This is a genomic window from Faecalibacterium longum, assembly GCF_040094125.1.
Taxonomy (GTDB): Bacteria; Bacillota; Clostridia; order Oscillospirales; family Ruminococcaceae; genus Faecalibacterium; species Faecalibacterium longum.
Genome location: NZ_JBBNIH010000170.1, coordinates 56255 through 74465, shown reverse-complemented (window position 1 = coordinate 74465; position 18211 = coordinate 56255). Strand labels below are relative to the sequence as shown.

Below are 18211 nucleotides of genomic sequence, written 5' to 3'. Positions count from 1 at the left end.
GCCTTTTTCTTTTTGCGCTTTCAATTTGTGTTTTCAATGGTGAGAAAGGATGGAAGTATGAGGCTGTTTTCCTACCTGTCTGTGGCAGTGCTGCTTGTGAGCGGTATTGTGCTCACAGCGTATTCTCCGGACCTGCTTTCCATGGTCATCGTCGGCTTTATGTGTATGATCACACTGGCGGGGTGCATCTATGGCCTTTTGCCGACGATCTCGTTTACGGGCGGACTGCTGAACGGACAGAACGGCATCCGCAAGGCATCCGGGACCGAAGGCAGCTCGGCGTGGGTCGCGGCGCTGCGGATCGAGCGCTTCTTCCAGCAGAAGCGGCTGGACAAGCTGTTTGGCGAGTACCGCGAGAAAGTGCAGCACCAGCGGGAGACGGGGCAGATCGTCAGCGACATCGATGAGGTCCTCAACGAGGATGTCCTTGCGCTGTACACATGGCGAGGCGTCATCGCCCAGATCCCCGGCACCCTGACGGGCCTCGGCATTCTGGGTACCTTCGTGGGTCTGCTGCTGGGCCTGCGGAACATCAGCTTCGTCACGGTGGAGGCTGCTCTGGGCAGCGTGCAGTCCATTCTGGCCGGTATCGATACGGCATTCTATACCTCCATCGCAGGCGTTATCCTGTCTATCCTGTTTAATATTATAAATAATGTATTGAGGAACATCATGAACCGCGAGACGGGACTGTTCCTCGAAGAGTTCCACAAGACGGTCATCCCCACCACGGACGAGCAGGCCCGCTACAGCAGCCGCCGCGAGGTGCGGCAGATCCTGGAACTGCTGGACCGTCTGCCCAAGAACACGGGCAATGGCGCTCTGACCGGCGAAGCCATGAGAGGAAATGGCGGCAACGAGCGCGTACTGATGCCGCAGATCCTGGACGGCCTGCGCAAGAACGAGTTCACCTTCTTCCTGCAGCCGCGGTATGAGCTGAACACCCGCAAGGTCATCGGTGCCGAGGCGCTGGTGCGCTGGAACCACCCGGTACTGGGCGTCGTTTCGCCCGCAGTGTTCATCCCGGTACTGGAAAGCAACGGCTATATCACGAAGCTGGACCAGTATATCTGGGAGGAAGTGTGCAAGACCATCCGGGTGTGGATCGACGAGGGTGTCCGTCCAATGCCTATTACGGTCAACGTGACCAAGACTGATATTCTGGCCATTGATGTGGCAGAATTCTTCTCGGGAATGCTGAAGAAATATCGTATCCCGCCGAAATATCTGGACATTGATATTTCGAGAACTGCCTATCTGGAAACGCACGACGTTCTGAGCGAGACAGTGGCTCAGCTGCAGCAGATGGGCTTCCGGGTCGTGCTGGACGGCTTTGACGGAAATTATATGGAGCTGAGTGCTCTGGGCGACATCGGCACCGACGTGCTCAAGCTCGACCTGTGCAGCGCCGAGATGCAGAACCGGACGAACGCACTGCCCGGTATCTTTGTGCAGGCCCGGACGCTCCGGCTGAACCTGCTGGCAGAGGGCATCGAGAGCGCAGAGCAGCTCAATGTGCTGCGCAAGGCAGGCTGCACCGAGGGACAGGGCTATTTCTTCTCCCGACCGCTGTCGGTGGATGAGTTCGCCAAGATTCTGAAAGTGGGGCACGCAGGATGAAAAGACACAGACAGAAACCGAATGAGGAGTACAACTTCTGGCAGCCGGCCACCGATATGATGAGCGGCCTTGTGTTTGTGCTGGTGCTCATCATTGCGCTGCTGGGTCTCTATCTTCTGAGCGACTACACCGGTTATGAGGAGGCGTCCTCCGTTTCCAGCGAAGGGCCTTCGTCCAGCGGCACCGGCTGGAACAATAACGACCCCGGCGGCTGGTACTATGACGGCGGCATCGGCGACGGTGATGGAGACGGCAACGGTCAGTTCGACCAGCAGATCATCCAGACCGGCGGTGGAGGCGGCTACGGCGAGGACGGCATTAAGACCGCCGTGTTCGTAGAAGTGGTCGATGATGAGACGGAGCGGCGCATCCCGGAAGCGGGCGTTACCTTCGAGCTGTACCGCACCGATACGACCCATCTGCAGAACGGAAGCCTGCAGACCCTGAATACCTATTATCCGGAAAAAATCAACTACCGCGACTATGAGACGACCGAGGAGGGCGTCTTTTATCTGCCGGAAAAGATCTGGCAGGGCAGTTACTATTTCCACGAGCTGACCGAGCCGGAGGGCTACGATGCGGCGGGGGACACCTATTATGATGTGAACCGGATGTACGACTGGCCCGACCCCTATGTGGTGCAGATCCGGCTGTCGCCCTGCAAAAACATCATCCGTATCCAAATGAACGACGCCGAGACGCAGCTGCCTGTGGGCGGCGGTACATTCCGCGTCATCGCGGCTGAGGACATCGTGACCAAGGACGGCACGGTGCGCTATACGCAGGGCCAGTATGCAGATACCATCGTCTGCGATGAGAACGGCTACGGCGAGAGCAAGGAGCTGTATCTGGGCAATTACACCGTGCAGCAGCAGACCGCACCGAACTACTACACCACCATGCAGGAAGATTTGAATGTCGAGGTGGAGAAGAAGAACGGCGAGGATCCGGAGCTGCATGAGATCGACGCAGAGAAGACCAAAATCGCATTGAGCGTCACCGATGAACTGAACTCCACCGGGCTGGAAGGTGTGACCTTTGCTGTGAGCAACGAGCGCACTGGCATCACTCAGACCGTGACGACCGATGCCGCAGGCAATGTGCTGCTGACCGACCTGGACAAGAGCACGACCTATCACATCCGTGAGCAGCAGACGCTGGAGAACTACCGCCTGGACAATACGGACTACACCATGACGGTGGCGGCAGATGGCCGTATCGACGGCCTCAGCACGGCAGCGCTGTCCATCACTAACCGGATGCTGCGGGTGTCCATCCACGCAGTGGATATGGTCCTGCGCAGTGACACGGCAGACGAACAGCTCTCGCTGTACAACGCTCAGGACCAGCTCATCCAGACCTGGACGACCAACGGTTCCGGCGAGATGTTCACCGACCTGACCGAGGGCAGCTACTATGTCGTGCGCGGTGAGCCGAATGCAGAAAACGCAAAGAAATATAACTTTACCGTACAGGATACGGCAAGACAACAGAACTGGAACGTGCCGGTATTCACGCTGCGCAGTGCCATCGCGCTGGCTGTGCTGGCTGTCATCGCGGCAGGCGTCATCTGGCTGCTGGTATTCCTGTGGGGCGTGCTGGCCCGCCGCAAGGCGCGGAAGGCAGCAGAGACCCAGAAAGAAGAAAAGAACGAAGAAGATTCGAACAAAAAAGAGTCATAAAGGGTGGTGAGAAACGATGAACAATGTTCAGCTCCGTGTAGGAGACCTGCTGTATGCGGCCTTCAAGCGCTGGAAGATGATTTTGGCGCTGGGCCTGCTGGGATTCATCTGCGGATTCGCGCTCAGCGGTGTCTCCTATCTGCAGGGCAACTACACCAGCTATGAGATCAGCTGTTCCATTGCCATCACCTCCCAATCATCGACGGGAGCCTTTACCAACAACTCCTCCTACCTGAGCACCAACGACTTCCATCTGGCGGAGGATATGGTAGACGCGGCAAGTTTTGTGATGAAGAGCAACCGTGTATTGCAGGCGGCTCTTGACAGCACAGGCCTTGTGTCGGTCTCGACGAAGGATGTTTACCAGAATCTGGAGGTGAGCCGGTACAACGAGACACAGGTCCTTCAGCTCACTCTGAGCTGGAACAATGCGGACGCCGGCATCCGGCTGATGAACGCCATTCTGGACGCCAGCAGGACGATCCTGCCGGAGACGCTGATGGTGGGCTCGGTGGCGGTCATCGACGCCCCGGAGGCAAAGTACCTGATGGGTGGCGGCAGCTATGCCAGCCTCTGGATCATCTTCAGCCTGCTGGGCCTGATGGCCGGTGTGGGCATGGCAGTTCTGGAGCTGCTTATGCGGCCCACTCTGGTGAACCTGAAAGACGTGGAGGATGTTCTGGGTCTGGAAACGCTGGGCAATGTCCCGAAGGACGACGGCTATTTCCAGAAGAATACCCAGCTCCTGAGCGAAAAGCACCGCTCGGATGCCGAAGCTGTGCAGAACTTTGCCTCGGCGGCATATATCCTGACCAATCGCTTCGGCACGAAGGAAAAGCAGCACCGGTTCTATGTGACCTCTGCCGAGGACGGCGAGGGCAAGAGCACGGTGGCGGCGAACCTGGCTCTGCAGCTTTCGGATATGGAAAAGCGCACTCTGCTGCTGGACCTGAACACCCGCGCCCCGAGTCTGGGCGGAATGTTTCTGCGGAGCGTGGATTACAGCCGGACTCTGAATGCTCTGTATAAGGGCGAGTCTGCTGCACAGGAGGCCATCGTTTCGCTGACGGGCTTTCTGGACCTGCTGCCGATGGTACTGGAGCGCAACGCCGTGCCTCTGGATGGTACGCTGTTCGAGCTTCTGGAAAAAATCATGGAGCCCTACGAGTACGTGGTCATCGACGCTTCGTCGGTGGGTCGTTCCTCGGACGTGCTGCGCCTGAACAAACTGGCGAACAATGTGCTGTTTGTGGTGCGCTACGATGCGACGCCGCTGCCCGCTCTGCAGGATGCCATTGAAAAGCTGGATAAATCCGGTGTGCGTGTGCTGGGCTGTGTGGTCAACGAGACGCAGTCTCTGGGGACCTTCCAGTTCTATCCGGAGCGCACTGCAGTTTCGAACGCATCGAAAAAGAACGAAAATACGGACGAAAAAGAAACTGGCGGCTCACTGCCGGAAGATCTGCTTCGCCCGGCGGACGGTCAGGAGAAGGCCGCTGACTGGAAGCCGTCCGGTGCAGGGAGCCAGAGCGTGCTGGACGAACTGACAGACGACCTGTACCAGACAAAGGGCGGCCTGAGCGACAATGAGGCCATGTGGGAATTGCTCCGCATGGGCAAAGACGGAAGCTGGAAGCAGGCCGAGGAAAAGGAGGCAGGCAGCAATGGAACGATACCGGAACAGCAGCCTGTCCCCGAACCGGAGCAGCATAGAGCAGACCCCGCCCCGGCATATGAGGAACAGCCCGCAGTCCAGCCGGGACTTACAGAAGAGCCAGTTGATGAGGCAGGAACTGCCATCGAACCCGAATCTGAGCCAGAACCCGAACCGAAGCCCGCGCCACGAAGCGCCGCGGTCGAACGCACAGGGAGAGCCGCCCATGCGGCCCCGGAGCGCAGGGGACACAAGCGCCTCGGCTTCGGCCGCTCGAAACCGAAGCATTGAGCGAAGAGAAAAGCTCATCGATTCAGCGGTGGTGCTCATCCTGCTGGTCAGCATGGGCTTCCCGGGACGGTACACCCGTCTGCTGGGCGGGAGCAGCAGCACTCTGCTGGAATATGGCACGTTCGGCCTGCAGCTGGTTTTGATGCTGTTCTCGAGCGGGAGAGACGGCGTGATGAGTATAAAGCTGTTGGACCTCAAACAGCGCTATACAGCGGTCTACTATATGGCTGTCGTCTTTTTTGCGGACTCGATGTTCGTGACGAGATACCCGTCGGAGCAGATCATCACCTGTGTCCGATTTACCGTGACCATCCTGTTCGCGCTCTGGATGGCGGACCGCTACGACGGCGAAGACATCCTGCGGCTCATCTGCACAGCGCAGATGGTGTTCGTGGTGCTGACGCTGTTATACTGTGTACTCTTCCCGGGGACGATCTTTTCCCAAGAACAGGGAGAACACGACTTTATCGGATTTCTGCGCACCAAGAACAACGAGGCAGCGGAGCTTTCCGTTGGCATCCTGTTCCAGATAGCGTGGTTCAAACTGCAGCGCGCACGGCGGGAGATCCCCCAGCGCTGGGAGCTGATGCTGTTCGTGGTGCAGGGGATGATGCTGTTTTTGTGCAACGCAAAGGGAGCGCTGTTCTGTGTGGCTATCCCGGCGGCCTATCTGCTGTTCGTGGAGGGGCGGAACGACCCGGAGTGGCGGCTGCCGCTGGGGCTGGTCTATGTGGTCGGCAGTGTGGGGTTCCTGATCGCGGCGCTGACCATCCTGCCGCTGATGGAGCCGCTGCTGAGCGCTATCGGTAAGGATGCGACCCTTACCGGCCGCACACCGCTGTGGCGGCAGATCATTCTGGTCATGACAAACAGCCACACCTTTACAGGATACGGGTTTGGTATGTTCTGGCGTGACCGGCAGGCGGTGGCGCTGCTGCACACAGCGTTCCGCAGCAACTCCTTTATGGGTACGATGACCACAGGTGCGCACAATGTGCTGCTGGAATACTGGCTCAATGTGGGTCTGTTCGGCTTGGCATCGTATTTTATTGCGCTCTTGGCCTCGTTTCGGCAGATGCGGAAGCTGGAACGTCAAAATTATATTTTCTGCGCGGCATATATGCTCTGGTTCATGGTCATGGGCTGGACGGAACGCTCCATGTCCACCTATGAATACCAGATGGTGTTTCTATTTTTGGCGATGGGAGTCGGGAGCAACAAGCCCCGGCCTGTGAGCCGACGCAGAGCAAGATTGGAGAAGGAAGCTACATGAGTACACACAGCGGGATACAGCTCATCTTGATTGGGCTTTTTTTGCTCGGCGGTTTTGCGGCAGTACTGACGGCGCTGCTGCGCCGCAACCGCAATCCCCGCGCAGTCCCGGCACTGGTGGCCGTGGTGGCATTTTTGTTCCTCTGTCTGGGGAGTGTGGTGATGGTGCTGGTGCAGACGATGCAGAACAGCGGCATGGTGCTGTTTGCTCTGCTCATCCTGACAGCGGTGGTCATGCTCTGCGGGATGGTCTGGTTTTTGCTGGGCCATGTGCGTGAGATGAACAAGACGATCCTGGCTCTGCTGATGACCTATCTGCTGGTGGTGCTGTTTGTGACTCTGCTGTCCCGTCAGGGGCAGCACAACACCTCCGTCATCATGGAGCTGGAGCTGTTTCGTGCGCTGAAAATGCAGGATACGGATGTCTTGCGGCATCTACTGCAGAATGCGGCCCTCTTTGTGCCGCTGGGTGTCCTGTTGCCCCTGCTGCACCGCAGTCTGCGCTCTGTCTGGTGGGCGCTGCTGGGCGGGGCGGCTCTCTCCACGATGATAGAGACGACACAGCTGGTATTGGCGGTGGGTCAGTGTGACGTGAACGACATCCTGACCAACGCGCTGGGGGCTGTGCTGGGCTATGGTGTGTTCTGGCTGTTTGGCAGGAGGATGGAATGAAAGTCCTGATGGTAGAGCATTTCCTGCCCGGCAGTGTGTATACGCTGGAATTGTGCCGGGCGCTGCGCACAGAGGAACAGATCACGATTTTCTGCCGCAAAGGCGCGCCCCGGCCACTGGAAGGTGTGCAGTGGAAGGATAAGCTGTATGCTGGCGGAAAGGGATGGGCAGAGGCCCTGATGCGTTACGGTGGAGGGCTGCTGGCATTGGCCGCTGAGATCTGCACCGGACACTATGATGTCCTGCACGTGCAGGGGTTCAAAGATGCCCGGTATGAGATACCTCTTTACTGTAAGCTGAAGCGTCACTGTGGGATCCTGGTACATACGGTACACAATCTGCTGCCCCATGAGGCGTCGCCCCGGGATCGCAGACTGTACGGCGATTTTTACCGTGTCTGCGACCTTCTGGTGGTCCATAACTTATACTGCCGCCAGCTGTTGATGGACGAGTACCATCTGCCGCCGGAAAAAATCTGTGTGACGCCTCACGGCAGTTACACCCAGATCAGCCCGAAAGAACATCAGCTCCATACGGAAAAAACGGAGTTTTTACAGTTCGGCGTCCTGCGCCGCTATAAGGGTGTGGATATTCTGCTGGAAGCTCTGGCCCGCATGACGGAAACACAACGCAGCCGGGTCCATGTGACCGTTGCCGGGCAGCAGTTCCCCAAGCTGGATGCCACGGATTACGCGGCGCTCATCCGGGAGAAGGGGCTGGAAGGCTGTGTCACCTTGCAGCTGGGCCATGTGCCGGACGAAGCGCTGGATGCACTGTATCAGGAGGCGGACTTCTGCCTGTTCCCGTATCGGGAAATCTACGGCAGCGGTGCTCTCCTGATGGCCTACAGCTACAGCAAGCCGGTGCTGGCCAGCAGCATCCCGGCCTTTGAGGAAGAGACGGACGGGGGCTGCACGGGCCTGCTGTTCCCGCCCGAAGAGCCGGACGCACTGAAAGATGCCATCCTCCGGGCCGCAGACTGGACGGAGGAAACATATACCGGCACACAGTCACATATCCGACAGCTGGTAGAGGAAAAATATAACTGGAAACATTCGGCGGAATGTCTGGCGGAGGGATACCGGAACGCATGGCAACGAAAACAGAGATGAAACGCTCCCGGCGCGTGATTGCGCTGAATATGTTCTGGTCACTGCTATCGTTGTGCATCAATTACCTCATGAATTTTCTCATCACACCGTATGTGACCAATAACATCGGCGTGGAGGCGTACGGCTTCGTGGCGCTGGCGAACACATTTATCAGCTATGTGGATATTCTGGCGGTAGGCCTGAACGCCTTTGCCGGACGGTTCATCGCGATGGCGTACTACCAGAAAAAGCTGGAGAAGGCCAACCGCTATTTTTCTTCAACGATTTTAGCAGACCTGATCTTAGCGTGTGTCCTGCTGGCGGGAGGTACGGTGGCAATCGTCCGGCTGGACCGGATGCTGCAGATTCCGCAGGAGCTGACGGCAGATGTGAAACTGCTGTTTTTTATCGTGCTGATGCGGTATCTGCTCACGTTGCTGCGCACGGCGTTCGATGCTGCTGCGTTTATCTCGGAGCGCATCGACCTGGCGGAAAAGCTGCAGAGTGCGGCCTATTTGCTGCAGGCCGGGCTGCTTCTGGCGCTGTGCCTGCTGCTGCAGCCCCATGTGTGGTATGTGGGGCTGGCCGCGGCGGTGGGTGCGCTGCTTCTGCTGGCGGGCAACTTGAGGCTCTGCCATAAGCTGACCCCGGAGCTGCAGTTCCATGTAAAGGATTTTTCGCCTCATGCGGTGTGGGAGGTGCTCTCTACCGGCAGCTGGACGGCCCTGAACAATCTGGGCAATCTGCTGAACAGTGGTCTGGACCTGCTCATCACCAACCTGATGCTGAACGCTACGGTCATGGGACAGATCTCAGTGGCAAAAAGTCTGGAGACCATCGTGAGCGGCATGATCATGAAGATCAGTACGGTGTTTCGGCCCCGGTGCCTGCGGTTGTACGCGGAAGATAAAATGGAAGAGCTGACCGGGCTGCTCAAGATTTCCATGCGATGTACCGGAGGGTTCTGCAACCTGGTCGTGATGGGCTTTTTTGTGTGCGGCCATGATTTTATGGCGCTCTGGCTCCCGGGCCAGAACACGGACTTTCTGTTCCGGGCCGGGCTCATCGTGCTGCTTAGCGATATTGCCACCGGCGCGGTCCAGCCGCTGTATTATGTTTACACGCTGACCCAGAAGCTGCGGCTGCCCTGCTGCGTCACCATCCTGATGGGAACGGCCAATGTGCTGTCCATGTACATTCTGCTGCGGTATACATCGGTAGGCGCGTATGCAGTGCTTCTGACGACGTTGGTGATCAGCGTAGTACATTTCGTGGATGCACCGCTGTATGCGGCTCACTGTCTGCATCTGCCGCTGCACACATTCTATCCGACACTGGTGTGCAATGGAGCTTCGCTGGCAGCGGGATTTGCTGCGGCAGAGATGCTGCGCCGCATTCTGCCGGCGGCAGGCAGCTGGGGAACCCTGATGTTCAAGGCGCTGACCGCAGCGACTGTGCTGCTGCCGATAGTTGTTCTGATTTTACTGCCGCCGCAGCTCTGGAAGAGTCTGGGCCGAAGGTTCATCAAATTAAACGATAAAGGCTGAACGAACGATGGAAAAAACAAAGTTGCTGAACACCTACGTCAACAATGTCACGCTGAAAGAGGCGGTGGAGTTTTTGCTGCAGAAGATACGGCAGCAGACTCCGGCCTATGTGGTGGAAGTGAATGTTGACGTCGTGGTGAAGATGGAACAGGACACCGTGCTGCGAAAAATAACGAACGACGCCGACCTGACGCTGGTGGACGGGCAGCCGCTCATCTGGCTTGCAAAGCTGTATGGCCGGCCTCTGAAAATGAAGGTATCCGGCTCTGACCTCGTGCCGACGTTGCTGGAATGTGCGGCAAAAGAGGGCCGCTCGGTCTTTGTGCTGGGCGGAAAAGAAGACGCAGCCCACAAGGCCGCAGAGAATATCAAGGCCCGTTACCCGGGGCTGGTGGTGGTGGGTGCGCTCTCGCCCAGCATGGGATTTGAAAAAAAGCCGGAGGAAGTGGCATACATCCGGGAGACGCTGCAAAAGGTGAAGCCCGACATCCTGCTGGCCTGTTTTGGCTGCCCCAAGCAGGAAAAATGGGTCAGCGAACATTACCGCGACTGTGCATCGGGCGTCACGCTCTGCGCCGGTGCCACGGTGGATTTTCTGGCGGGCAATGTCAAGCGCGCCCCGAAGGTGTTCAGCGAGAATGGACTGGAATGGTTCTACCGTTTTGTGAAGGAACCGAAGCGGCTGTTCCGCCGCTATTTTGTGGACGATATGCAGATATTCTGTCTGGCATGGAAGTACAGGAAGGAGCAGCAATGAAACTGGGAATCCTGTGTACGATGATAAACGGCTTCGGGCGGCGCGGCTACTACAACAGTCAGGAGGTCGGCCTGGGCCGTGCGCTGGCTGCCATGGGCCACGAGCTGACTATCTATAAGGGCATCGACCCTTCAGAAGAGGAAGAAAAGGTCGTCGTGGTGCCGGGGCTGGTGGTGTGGTATCTGCCTATGCGGCATCTGGGAGCCCACGGCTGGATGCCCGTCTCCGCGCTGGATGCAGAGACGAAGGCATTGTTCTGCTTTGGCGACCAGCAGCTTTTTCTGCCCCACATCTACCGCTGGTGCAAAAGACACGGGGCGGCATTCGTACCCTACATCGGCACGGCACACAGCCTGAATGATGGGCCGAAAGGACGGCTGATGAACATACTGTTCGAGACCGGGACGCTGCGCATCTATAAAAATAACCCTGTTCTGGCCAAGACGAGCGCAGCAAAGGCGGAGTTGGAAGCGCTGGGGGTGGAGCGTATCACGGTGGCCCCGGTGGGCTTGGATACCTCGGTGCTGAAGCAGGACTTCCGCAGTGTGGACCGGGATGCTCTCCGCCGGGAGCATGGCTATGCACCGGAAGATGTCGTGCTGTGCAATGTCTCCCGTCTCTCACCGGAAAAGCGGCCGCTGGAGCTCATAGACCTGTTTTTGAAGATACGGGGCAAAAAGCCCTTCAAGCTCATCATCGTGGGCAATGGCACACTGGAAAACGCCCTGAAAGAGAAGATACATTTCAACGGTCTCGAGCAGGAAGTGACCCTGTACGAGAATGTACCCTATCCGGAGATGTGGAAAATCTACTGCATGTCGGACTACTACGTCAACATGAACAAGGGCGAGATCTTCGGCATGGCCATCATGGAAGCTGTGTATTACTGCACCTCGGTGGCGGCCTACCGGGCCATCGGACCGTCGGTGACGCTGAAGGATATGAAGGGCCATGCTCTGTGCGACGATGACGACGTCATTGCGCAGTGGCTGCTGGCACCGTATCCGTCCCGGCAGGAGCTGGAAGAGAGCGCGGCGAAAGTCGCAAGGGATTTCTCGTGGGAGCGCTGCGCCAGGGCATTTCTGGACATCGTGCAGAATGCCTCCAATTCAGATGTGAAATGAGTGACAGAAGATGATCATTACCAAAACACCTTTCCGGATGTCCTTCTTTGGCGGCGGAACGGACATGGAGAGCTTTTTCCGCGAATATGGCGGGGCTGTGCTCTCCACGACGTTCGACAAATACTGCTATGTCAACGTCCGGCATCTGCCGCCCTTCTTTTCCTACGCGACGGAGCTTTCCTACGCAAAGACCGAGCGGGTGAACAGCTTGGAAGAGATCGAGCATCCGGCCATCCGGAACGCAATGAAGATGCTGGATATGCATCATATCCGGCTGACCTACGAGGCCGACCTTCCGGCGCGGTCCGGACTGGGGACGTCCAGCTCATTTGCCGTCGGGATGCTGAACGCATTCTACGCGCTGAAAGGGCAGTATGCCAGCAAGGAAAAACTGGCCAAGGAGGCCATCTATCTGGAGCGGGTGCTCTGTGCAGAGGCCGGCGGCTGGCAGGACCAGATCGCGGCGGCGTTCGGCGGCTTCAACCGCATTGATTTCAGCGCGGACGGGTACGAAGTGCGCCCAGTCCTGCTGTCGCCGGAGCGCAAAAGGCGTCTGAACGGCAGATTGATGATGTTCTTTACCGGATTTACCCGTTTCTCGGCGGAGATCCAGAAGCTCAACAACAGCCGGAACGGGGCAGACAAGCTTGCGCGGCTGCAGGAGATGCTGGCGCTCGTGGATGAAGCCGAAGCCATCCTGACCGACGAGCAGGCAGACCTGAACGAATTTGGCCGTCTGCTGGACCACACCTGGAAGCTGAAGCGCGGCACCGGCGCAGCAGTCTCTACCGACTGTATCGACGCGCTGTACGCCAGAGGCATTGCCGCCGGTGCGCTGGGCGGAAAACTGCTGGGCGCGGGCGGCGGTGGATTTCTGGTATTTTACGTGGAGCCGGAACATCAGGCCGCCGTGCGCCAGGCCATGCAGGAGCTGCTTTATATCCCGTTCCGCTTTGAAAACGGTGGCACGCGGGTCATCTACTATGCGCCCGAGGAGGAGCCGGCATTATGAAGGCTGTTATCATGGCCGGAGGCCGCGGCACCCGCATCGCCGCGCTGGCAGGGGATCTCCCCAAGCCGATGCTGCCCATTGACGGGCGTCCTGTGCTGGAGCGGGAGCTGGGATCCCTGCGGGAGCAGGGTGTGACGGATGTGCTCATCACAGTGGGGCATCTGGCCCCGGCCATCATGGAGTACTTCGGCGATGGCAGCGGATGCTCGCCGCAGACGGGCCGGCCCTTCGGCGTTCACATCGAGTATTTTGTGGAGAAAGAGCCGCTGGGGAATGCGGGCGCGCTGTTCCGCATCCGGGACCGGCTGGACGAAGATTTTCTGCTGCTGAACGGAGACGTGATGTTCGATGTGGATCTGCAGCGCTTTGCGGCGTTCCACAAGGTTCATGGCGGGCTGGCCACCCTGTTCACCCACCCGAACGGCCACCCTTATGACAGCGGCCTCATCGTGGCGGACAGCGAGCAGCGGGTGACCCAGTGGCTGACCAAGGAGGATGCCCGCCCGCAGTATTACCGCAACCGGGTCAATGCAGGGCTGCACATCCTCAGCCCGAAGCTGCTGGAAGGGGACATCCCGGCGGGAAAGGTAGACTTGGACCGGCAGATATTGAAGCCGCTGGCGGGGACGGGGCAGCTGCTCTGTTACGACAGCCCGGAGTACGTCAAGGATATGGGAACGCCGGAGCGCTATGCGGCAGTCTGCGAGGATGTGCGCAGCGGCCATGCGGCGGCGCGGAATCTGCGCCGGAAGCAGAAAGCCGTCTTTCTGGACCGGGACGGGACCATCAACCGATACGTTGGCTTTCTGCGGAATATCGACGAGTTTGAGCTTCTGCCCGGCGTGGCACAGGCTGTCCGTAAAATCAACGAGCTGGGCTGGCTTGCTGTCGTGGTGACGAATCAGCCGGTCATCGCCCGGGGCGAGGTGACGGAAGAGCAGCTGGAAGCCATCCACTGCAAGATGGAGACCCTGCTTGGCCGGGAGGGTGCGTGGCTGGATGCTATTTATTACTGCCCCCACCACCCGGACAAGGGATTTCCCGGCGAAAGACCGGAGCTGAAAATCCATTGCAGCTGCCGCAAGCCCGCGCCAGGGATGCTGTTGGATGCAGCACAGCGGTTCAACATCGACTTGAGCTGCTCCTGGATGGTAGGAGACGGGAAAAATGACGTCCTCGCCGGAAAAAATGCGGGGTGCAGGACGGCGCTGCTCTGTGCCGACGGGACACCGCCGGAGCTGGGGCAGGAGAGGACGGCACCATCCTTATACGACTTCGTGGAGCAGGTGCTGCGTGGAAAAGAAGGAGAAGAGAAACGATGAAACAGACTGACGGGGCAAAAAAGCAGCTCGAGCTTCTGCTGCAGCGCTATCCCATCCTCGCCGGGCAGCGGGATGAGATCGACGGTGCCTACCAGATCATCACGGCCAGCTACGAGGCGGGCGGCAAGCTCCTCATTGCGGGCAACGGCGGTTCGGCAGCGGATGCGGAGCATATCGTGGGCGAGCTGATGAAGGGGTTCAAGAAGACCCGCAGGCTGAATGAGGCACTGGCGGAACGGCTTCTCCGGGAAAGCCCGGAACTGGGGCCGGACCTTGTCCAGCATCTGCAGAAGGCACTGCCGGCCATCGCTATGGACGGTCATCCGGCTCTCACGACGGCATATGCAAACGACTGCGCCCCGCTGATGTGCTTTGCCCAGCAGGTCAATGGCTATGGCAGGGCGGGAGATGTGCTGCTGGTCATCTCCACCAGCGGAAAGAGCAAGAACATCCTGTACGCGGCGGTAACGGCCCGCGCTCTGGGCATGAAAGTGGTCGGCCTGACCGGCGGGGCAGACAGCCCGCTGCTGCCGCTGTGCGACGTCTGCATCCGGGTGCCGCTGCAGGAGACCTATCAGATACAGGAGCTTCATCTGCCCATTTATCACTGCCTGTGCCTGATGCTGGAAGAACATTTTTTTGATGAATAAAACCACTGCCGCTCTTGACAAAGAGTGGTTTTGTATCATAATGGTTGTACATACAACGATGTAGATACATCTTCTTGAGATAAGCCCCGGAGGCTGTCTATGGATATTACCGAACGAAAAATCACAAAAATCGCGCGGGAGGCTGAAAAGCTCGTCCTGCTCACGATGCGGGAAGAGGGCGTCGGCACAGCGGAGATCGACCTCATCCATGCGCTGCGCCACCATCCCGGCTGTACGCAGGCCCAGCTGGCCGAACTGCTGCATGCAGACAAGGCGGCTATCGCCCGGCGGACCAAAAATCTGGAAGGGAAGGGTTATCTGACCCGCGAGGACGCCCCGAACGACCGACGGAGCCAGCTGCTTTTCCCCACAGAAAAGGCCGAGAGCCTGAAATCCTCCAAGGCCGGAATTGAGGCCGCTTTTTACGAGTATCTGACGAGTGTACTGACGGAGGAAGAAGCCGCCGCCTTTGCCGCTTCGCTGAACAAGCTTTATACGGCGTCCAAGACCGAGAGCCGTGCGGGCTTCCCGCACTTCCGAAATGCCGCAGGGGGGTGAGACGACCGATGAAAAATGAGAAGACCTTCCGCCCGGACCGGATATTCTCCTATTTCCGGGTCGAGTGGCTCCCGCTGGCTTTCGTGACCCTGTCGGGCCTCATCTATAACATCGGCCTGCTGGCCACCCCGTGGTTCGAGGGCCGTCTGGCCCAGTGCCTGGCGGACATCCTGAGCGGCAGCGAAACAGCGGCCCAAATGGCGCTGCTGGTTCTGGCCTATATCCTCGTCGCCCTGCTGGTGCAGGCGTCGCGGTTCATCAAGCGCTTTTATGTCCGCCGCTTTGCCAACAACATCAACCGCCGGATGAAGGGCATAGTGAACAAATCAAGCTGTACTCTTCGGGGGCTTTTGTAATGGGAGAAAACGTGGTATAATATCGCTAACGCGATATTATAGTTTTATACGCAGCGCCTCGCCGCTTGCTCCTGCGGAGCTGCGTGGCAACCGGCTTTGGATGCGCAATTATGCCATTTCACTGCGTTCATGGCATAATAGGAAAAAACTCTTGCGGGAAGGTGGATACGCCATGAAACAGGAAAAAGCCTATTACCATCTGCCCGGATCGTTCGAGTTCTACGAGCTGTACCGGGAGTTCCTGCCTCTGTTTCGGGCGCACAGAGAATACTTTTATGACTGGTGCGACATCGGCTCCATCTATGGCGCACCGGCCGACTGCGTCTGGGGCGGGGGACGGGCTGGCTTCGGGGAGCATGACCCCAAAGAAGTCCTTGCCCTGACGCGGGAATACGGCATCTCGGCGCGGCTGACCTTCAGCAACTCGCTCCTCCGGGAGGAACATCTTTCGGATAAAAAGTGCAACGCTCTCTGCGCCCTGTTTGAGCGAGAAAACCAGGTGCAGAGCGGCGTCATCGTCCACTCGGAGCTGCTGCTGGACTACCTGAAAACGCACTATCCGCAGCTTTATTTCGTGTCCTCCACGACGAAAGTGCTGACAGAGTTTCAGCAGCTCCGGGCGGAGACAGCCCGGGAAGAGTTCCGCTATGTGGTGCCGGACTTCCGGCTGAACAAAGCCTTTGGAGAGCTGGACAGTCTGCCGCAGGCGCAGAAAGACAAGGTGGAATTTCTCTGCAACGAGTGCTGCTGGGTCGGATGCCGGGACAGAAAGCGCTGCTATGAGAATGTCAGCCGAAAAAATCTCGGCGAAGCCTGCCCCGAACACATCTGTACCGCACCGGGTGCGGAGGAAGGCTACCGCTTCTCGAAGGCGATGGAAAATCCGGGGTTTATCGGCATCAGGGACATTCAGGATGTCTATATGCCGATGGGATTTTCCAACTTCAAGATCGAGGGCCGGGGACTGGGCAGTGCGCTGGTACTGGAATTTCTGCTCTACTACATGACAAAACCGGAATACCAGCTGCATGTCCGGGAAGCCATCTATCTGGACAATATGCTCGACCTGTTCTGAGGAACTGCATTATCTGCCGCTCCGACCTGTCGGACGGCGACGGATGCCACGACGAGGTGCTGCGGTGTACGGGGTGCTTTGCGGCAGTCTGGCGTGTTCCTATACCAAGCTTTTGAAGGAGATAAAGAAATGACCGAAAAAGAAAAGATGCTGGCCCATCAGATGTACGACGCAAACTACAACAAGGAGCTGCACGATGAGCGCATCGCAGCCAAGGAGTTGTGCTGGGAGTATAATCAGCTCCGCCCGTCGAACGAAGAGGGCCAGAGAGCGGTCTTGAAGAAACTTCTCGGCAAGACGGGGGAGAATTTCTACATCACTGCGCCGTTCTGGTGCGATTATGGCTACAACATCGAACTGGGCGAAAATTTCTACGCCAACCACAACCTGGTCATCCTTGATTGTGCTAAGGTGAAATTTGGCGATAACGTCTTTGTTGCGCCGGACTGCGGTTTCCACACCGCTGGTCACCCCATCGACTTCGAGCGCCGCAACGCCGGGTTTGAGTATGCCTACCCTATCACGGTGGGGGACAATGTCTGGATCGGCGCAGGCGTGCAGGTGATGCCGGGCGTGACCATCGGCAGCAATGTGGTCATCGGCGGCGGCAGCGTCGTGGTGAAGGACATCCCCGATAACTCGGTGGCTGTCGGCAATCCCTGCCATGTCATCCGTGCCATCACCGATGAGGACAAAAAGACCTGCTGGAACAGATAAAACAAGAAAACGGCCCCGCCGGCGAAATATTATCCCAGTGCAGAGGAGATTGAGGCTGAAATTGCAAAGGCCGTCCGGTTTTATGAAATCACCATCGAGCACCTGACCGGCAAGCAGATACACAGGAAACGTAACGAAACACAGCCCGCACAGAAGCTTTGTGCGGGCTGTTGCAGTCTATGCAGGCGGTGTGCTATACTGGTAAAAAAGCGGGGAGGAGACTCTTTCATGAAAAAAATCTACCTCATGCGTCACGGTGAAACGCTTTTCAACACCATGGACGTCAATCAGGGCCAGTGTGATTCGCCTCTGACAGAAAACGGCATCCGGCAGGCAAAGGCGGCAAAAGCGTGGTTCGATGCCCACAACGTCCATTTTGATGCGGTCTACAGCTCCACGTCAGAGCGGGCCTGCGACACAGCGGAGTTCGTCTCAGGCGGGATGTCCTATACCCGCCGCAAAGACCTCAAGGAAATTTTCCTCGGCATAAAGGAAGCTTCGCCCATCCGTGAAAACCCGACGTACCCCTACGGCGACTACTTCGTGAAGTACGGCGGCGAAGACCTGGATGCCTTCACCGAGCGGGTATACGGGGCAGTGAAGGGCATTGCCGAACACGCGGCAGGGGAGTGCATCCTTATCGTCTCCCACGGCATGGCTATCCGGCGCTTTTTGACTAAATTCCCGGAAAAGGCGGGCGAGATCACCGGCTTTATCGGCAACTGCGGCATCCTCGAGATGACTTATGCAGACGGAAAGCTGACGGTAGAAAAAATCATCAACCCCAACGGTTGAGGATCAACAACAAAAA

At 58.0% G+C, this 18211-nt stretch carries 17 protein-coding genes; all 17 read left to right on the top strand.

Annotated elements, in window-relative coordinates; translation table 11 throughout:
- Positions 1-57 precede the first annotated feature (57 nt).
- The 17 genes from AAAU26_RS12680 (at position 58) to AAAU26_RS12600 (ending at position 18195) form a co-directional block, all read left to right on the top strand.
- A complete protein-coding gene (locus AAAU26_RS12680) occupies positions 58-1620 on the top strand; it encodes an EAL domain-containing protein (protein WP_227618332.1) in 1563 nt (520 codons plus the stop codon).
- The gene (locus AAAU26_RS12675; RefSeq protein ID WP_227618331.1) at positions 1617-3302 is read left to right on the top strand and encodes an MSCRAMM family protein; all 1686 of its coding nucleotides are present in this window, start codon (positions 1617-1619) and stop codon (positions 3300-3302) included. The genes AAAU26_RS12680 and AAAU26_RS12675 overlap by 4 nt, the downstream gene beginning before the upstream one ends.
- Positions 3303-3318: 16 nt before the next feature.
- Positions 3319-5247 (top strand): nucleotide-binding protein, encoded by a 1929-nt coding sequence (locus AAAU26_RS12670; protein WP_227618330.1) that lies wholly within the window; start codon positions 3319-3321, stop codon positions 5245-5247.
- On the top strand, positions 5183-6520 hold the full coding sequence (locus AAAU26_RS12665) for an O-antigen ligase family protein (RefSeq protein ID WP_227618329.1): 1338 nt from the start codon (positions 5183-5185) through the stop codon (positions 6518-6520). The genes AAAU26_RS12670 and AAAU26_RS12665 overlap by 65 nt, the downstream gene beginning before the upstream one ends.
- Positions 6517-7191, top strand: coding sequence for a VanZ family protein (locus tag AAAU26_RS12660; RefSeq protein WP_158394704.1), 675 nt, complete (start codon positions 6517-6519; stop codon positions 7189-7191). The genes AAAU26_RS12665 and AAAU26_RS12660 overlap by 4 nt, the downstream gene beginning before the upstream one ends.
- Positions 7188-8303 carry a glycosyltransferase family 4 protein gene (locus tag AAAU26_RS12655; RefSeq protein ID WP_227618328.1) on the top strand — a complete coding sequence of 372 codons (1116 nt, stop codon included), beginning with the start codon at positions 7188-7190 and terminating at the stop codon, positions 8301-8303. The genes AAAU26_RS12660 and AAAU26_RS12655 overlap by 4 nt, the downstream gene beginning before the upstream one ends.
- Positions 8282-9829 carry a lipopolysaccharide biosynthesis protein gene (locus tag AAAU26_RS12650; protein ID WP_160141200.1) on the top strand — a complete coding sequence of 516 codons (1548 nt, stop codon included), beginning with the start codon at positions 8282-8284 and terminating at the stop codon, positions 9827-9829. The genes AAAU26_RS12655 and AAAU26_RS12650 overlap by 22 nt, the downstream gene beginning before the upstream one ends.
- 7 nt (positions 9830-9836) lie before the next feature.
- Complete coding sequence (locus AAAU26_RS12645; protein ID WP_158394701.1) at positions 9837-10586, top strand: WecB/TagA/CpsF family glycosyltransferase; 750 nt, start codon at positions 9837-9839, stop codon at positions 10584-10586.
- Positions 10583-11710, top strand: coding sequence for a glycosyltransferase family 4 protein (locus tag AAAU26_RS12640; RefSeq protein ID WP_160141199.1), 1128 nt, complete (start codon positions 10583-10585; stop codon positions 11708-11710). The genes AAAU26_RS12645 and AAAU26_RS12640 overlap by 4 nt, the downstream gene beginning before the upstream one ends.
- A 10-nt stretch (positions 11711-11720) precedes the next feature.
- The gene (locus AAAU26_RS12635; RefSeq protein ID WP_207676237.1) at positions 11721-12722 is read left to right on the top strand and encodes a GHMP family kinase ATP-binding protein; all 1002 of its coding nucleotides are present in this window, start codon (positions 11721-11723) and stop codon (positions 12720-12722) included.
- Entirely contained in the window at positions 12719-14044 is a 1326-nt protein-coding gene (locus AAAU26_RS12630) for an HAD-IIIA family hydrolase (RefSeq protein ID WP_227618327.1), read from the top strand. Before AAAU26_RS12635 ends, AAAU26_RS12630 begins: the two co-directional genes overlap by 4 nt.
- Positions 14041-14694: a D-sedoheptulose-7-phosphate isomerase gene (locus tag AAAU26_RS12625; protein WP_227618326.1), complete on the top strand. Its 654-nt coding sequence runs from the start codon at positions 14041-14043 to the stop codon at positions 14692-14694. The genes AAAU26_RS12630 and AAAU26_RS12625 overlap by 4 nt, the downstream gene beginning before the upstream one ends.
- 99 nt (positions 14695-14793) lie before the next feature.
- Positions 14794-15252, top strand: a complete 459-nt coding sequence (locus AAAU26_RS12620; protein ID WP_158394696.1) for a MarR family winged helix-turn-helix transcriptional regulator — start codon at positions 14794-14796, stop codon at positions 15250-15252.
- A gap of 8 nt (positions 15253-15260) precedes the next feature.
- The gene (locus AAAU26_RS12615; protein WP_227618325.1) at positions 15261-15608 is read left to right on the top strand and encodes a hypothetical protein; all 348 of its coding nucleotides are present in this window, start codon (positions 15261-15263) and stop codon (positions 15606-15608) included.
- 172 nt (positions 15609-15780) lie between these two features.
- On the top strand, positions 15781-16683 hold the full coding sequence (locus AAAU26_RS12610; protein ID WP_227618324.1) for a hypothetical protein: 903 nt from the start codon (positions 15781-15783) through the stop codon (positions 16681-16683).
- Between the two features lie 129 nt (positions 16684-16812).
- Entirely contained in the window at positions 16813-17400 is a 588-nt protein-coding gene (locus AAAU26_RS12605; RefSeq protein ID WP_227618323.1) for a sugar O-acetyltransferase, read from the top strand.
- Positions 17401-17628: 228 nt separating this feature from the next.
- Positions 17629-18195 (top strand): histidine phosphatase family protein, encoded by a 567-nt coding sequence (locus AAAU26_RS12600; protein WP_158394693.1) that lies wholly within the window; start codon positions 17629-17631, stop codon positions 18193-18195.
- Positions 18196-18211: the final 16 nt, after the last annotated feature.

What these genes read in the sequence shown, in the direction of transcription:
- AAAU26_RS12670 (WP_227618330.1), top strand. Translation starts at nt 3,319, where the DNA reads ATGAACAATGTTCAGCTCCGTGTAGGAGACCTGCTGTATGCGGCCTTC.
- AAAU26_RS12635 (WP_207676237.1), top strand. Translation starts at nt 11,721, where the DNA reads ATGATCATTACCAAAACACCTTTCCGGATGTCCTTCTTTGGCGGCGGA.
- AAAU26_RS12605 (WP_227618323.1), top strand. Translation starts at nt 16,813, where the DNA reads ATGACCGAAAAAGAAAAGATGCTGGCCCATCAGATGTACGACGCAAAC.
- AAAU26_RS12680 (WP_227618332.1), top strand. Translation starts at nt 58, where the DNA reads ATGAGGCTGTTTTCCTACCTGTCTGTGGCAGTGCTGCTTGTGAGCGGT.
- AAAU26_RS12610 (WP_227618324.1), top strand. Translation starts at nt 15,781, where the DNA reads ATGAAACAGGAAAAAGCCTATTACCATCTGCCCGGATCGTTCGAGTTC.
- AAAU26_RS12650 (WP_160141200.1), top strand. Translation starts at nt 8,282, where the DNA reads ATGGCAACGAAAACAGAGATGAAACGCTCCCGGCGCGTGATTGCGCTG.
- AAAU26_RS12625 (WP_227618326.1), top strand. Translation starts at nt 14,041, where the DNA reads ATGAAACAGACTGACGGGGCAAAAAAGCAGCTCGAGCTTCTGCTGCAG.
- AAAU26_RS12660 (WP_158394704.1), top strand. Translation starts at nt 6,517, where the DNA reads ATGAGTACACACAGCGGGATACAGCTCATCTTGATTGGGCTTTTTTTG.
- AAAU26_RS12630 (WP_227618327.1), top strand. Translation starts at nt 12,719, where the DNA reads ATGAAGGCTGTTATCATGGCCGGAGGCCGCGGCACCCGCATCGCCGCG.
- AAAU26_RS12600 (WP_158394693.1), top strand. Translation starts at nt 17,629, where the DNA reads ATGAAAAAAATCTACCTCATGCGTCACGGTGAAACGCTTTTCAACACC.
- AAAU26_RS12615 (WP_227618325.1), top strand. Translation starts at nt 15,261, where the DNA reads ATGAAAAATGAGAAGACCTTCCGCCCGGACCGGATATTCTCCTATTTC.
- AAAU26_RS12665 (WP_227618329.1), top strand. Translation starts at nt 5,183, where the DNA reads ATGCGGCCCCGGAGCGCAGGGGACACAAGCGCCTCGGCTTCGGCCGCT.
- AAAU26_RS12640 (WP_160141199.1), top strand. Translation starts at nt 10,583, where the DNA reads ATGAAACTGGGAATCCTGTGTACGATGATAAACGGCTTCGGGCGGCGC.
- AAAU26_RS12655 (WP_227618328.1), top strand. Translation starts at nt 7,188, where the DNA reads ATGAAAGTCCTGATGGTAGAGCATTTCCTGCCCGGCAGTGTGTATACG.
- AAAU26_RS12645 (WP_158394701.1), top strand. Translation starts at nt 9,837, where the DNA reads ATGGAAAAAACAAAGTTGCTGAACACCTACGTCAACAATGTCACGCTG.
- AAAU26_RS12675 (WP_227618331.1), top strand. Translation starts at nt 1,617, where the DNA reads ATGAAAAGACACAGACAGAAACCGAATGAGGAGTACAACTTCTGGCAG.
- AAAU26_RS12620 (WP_158394696.1), top strand. Translation starts at nt 14,794, where the DNA reads ATGGATATTACCGAACGAAAAATCACAAAAATCGCGCGGGAGGCTGAA.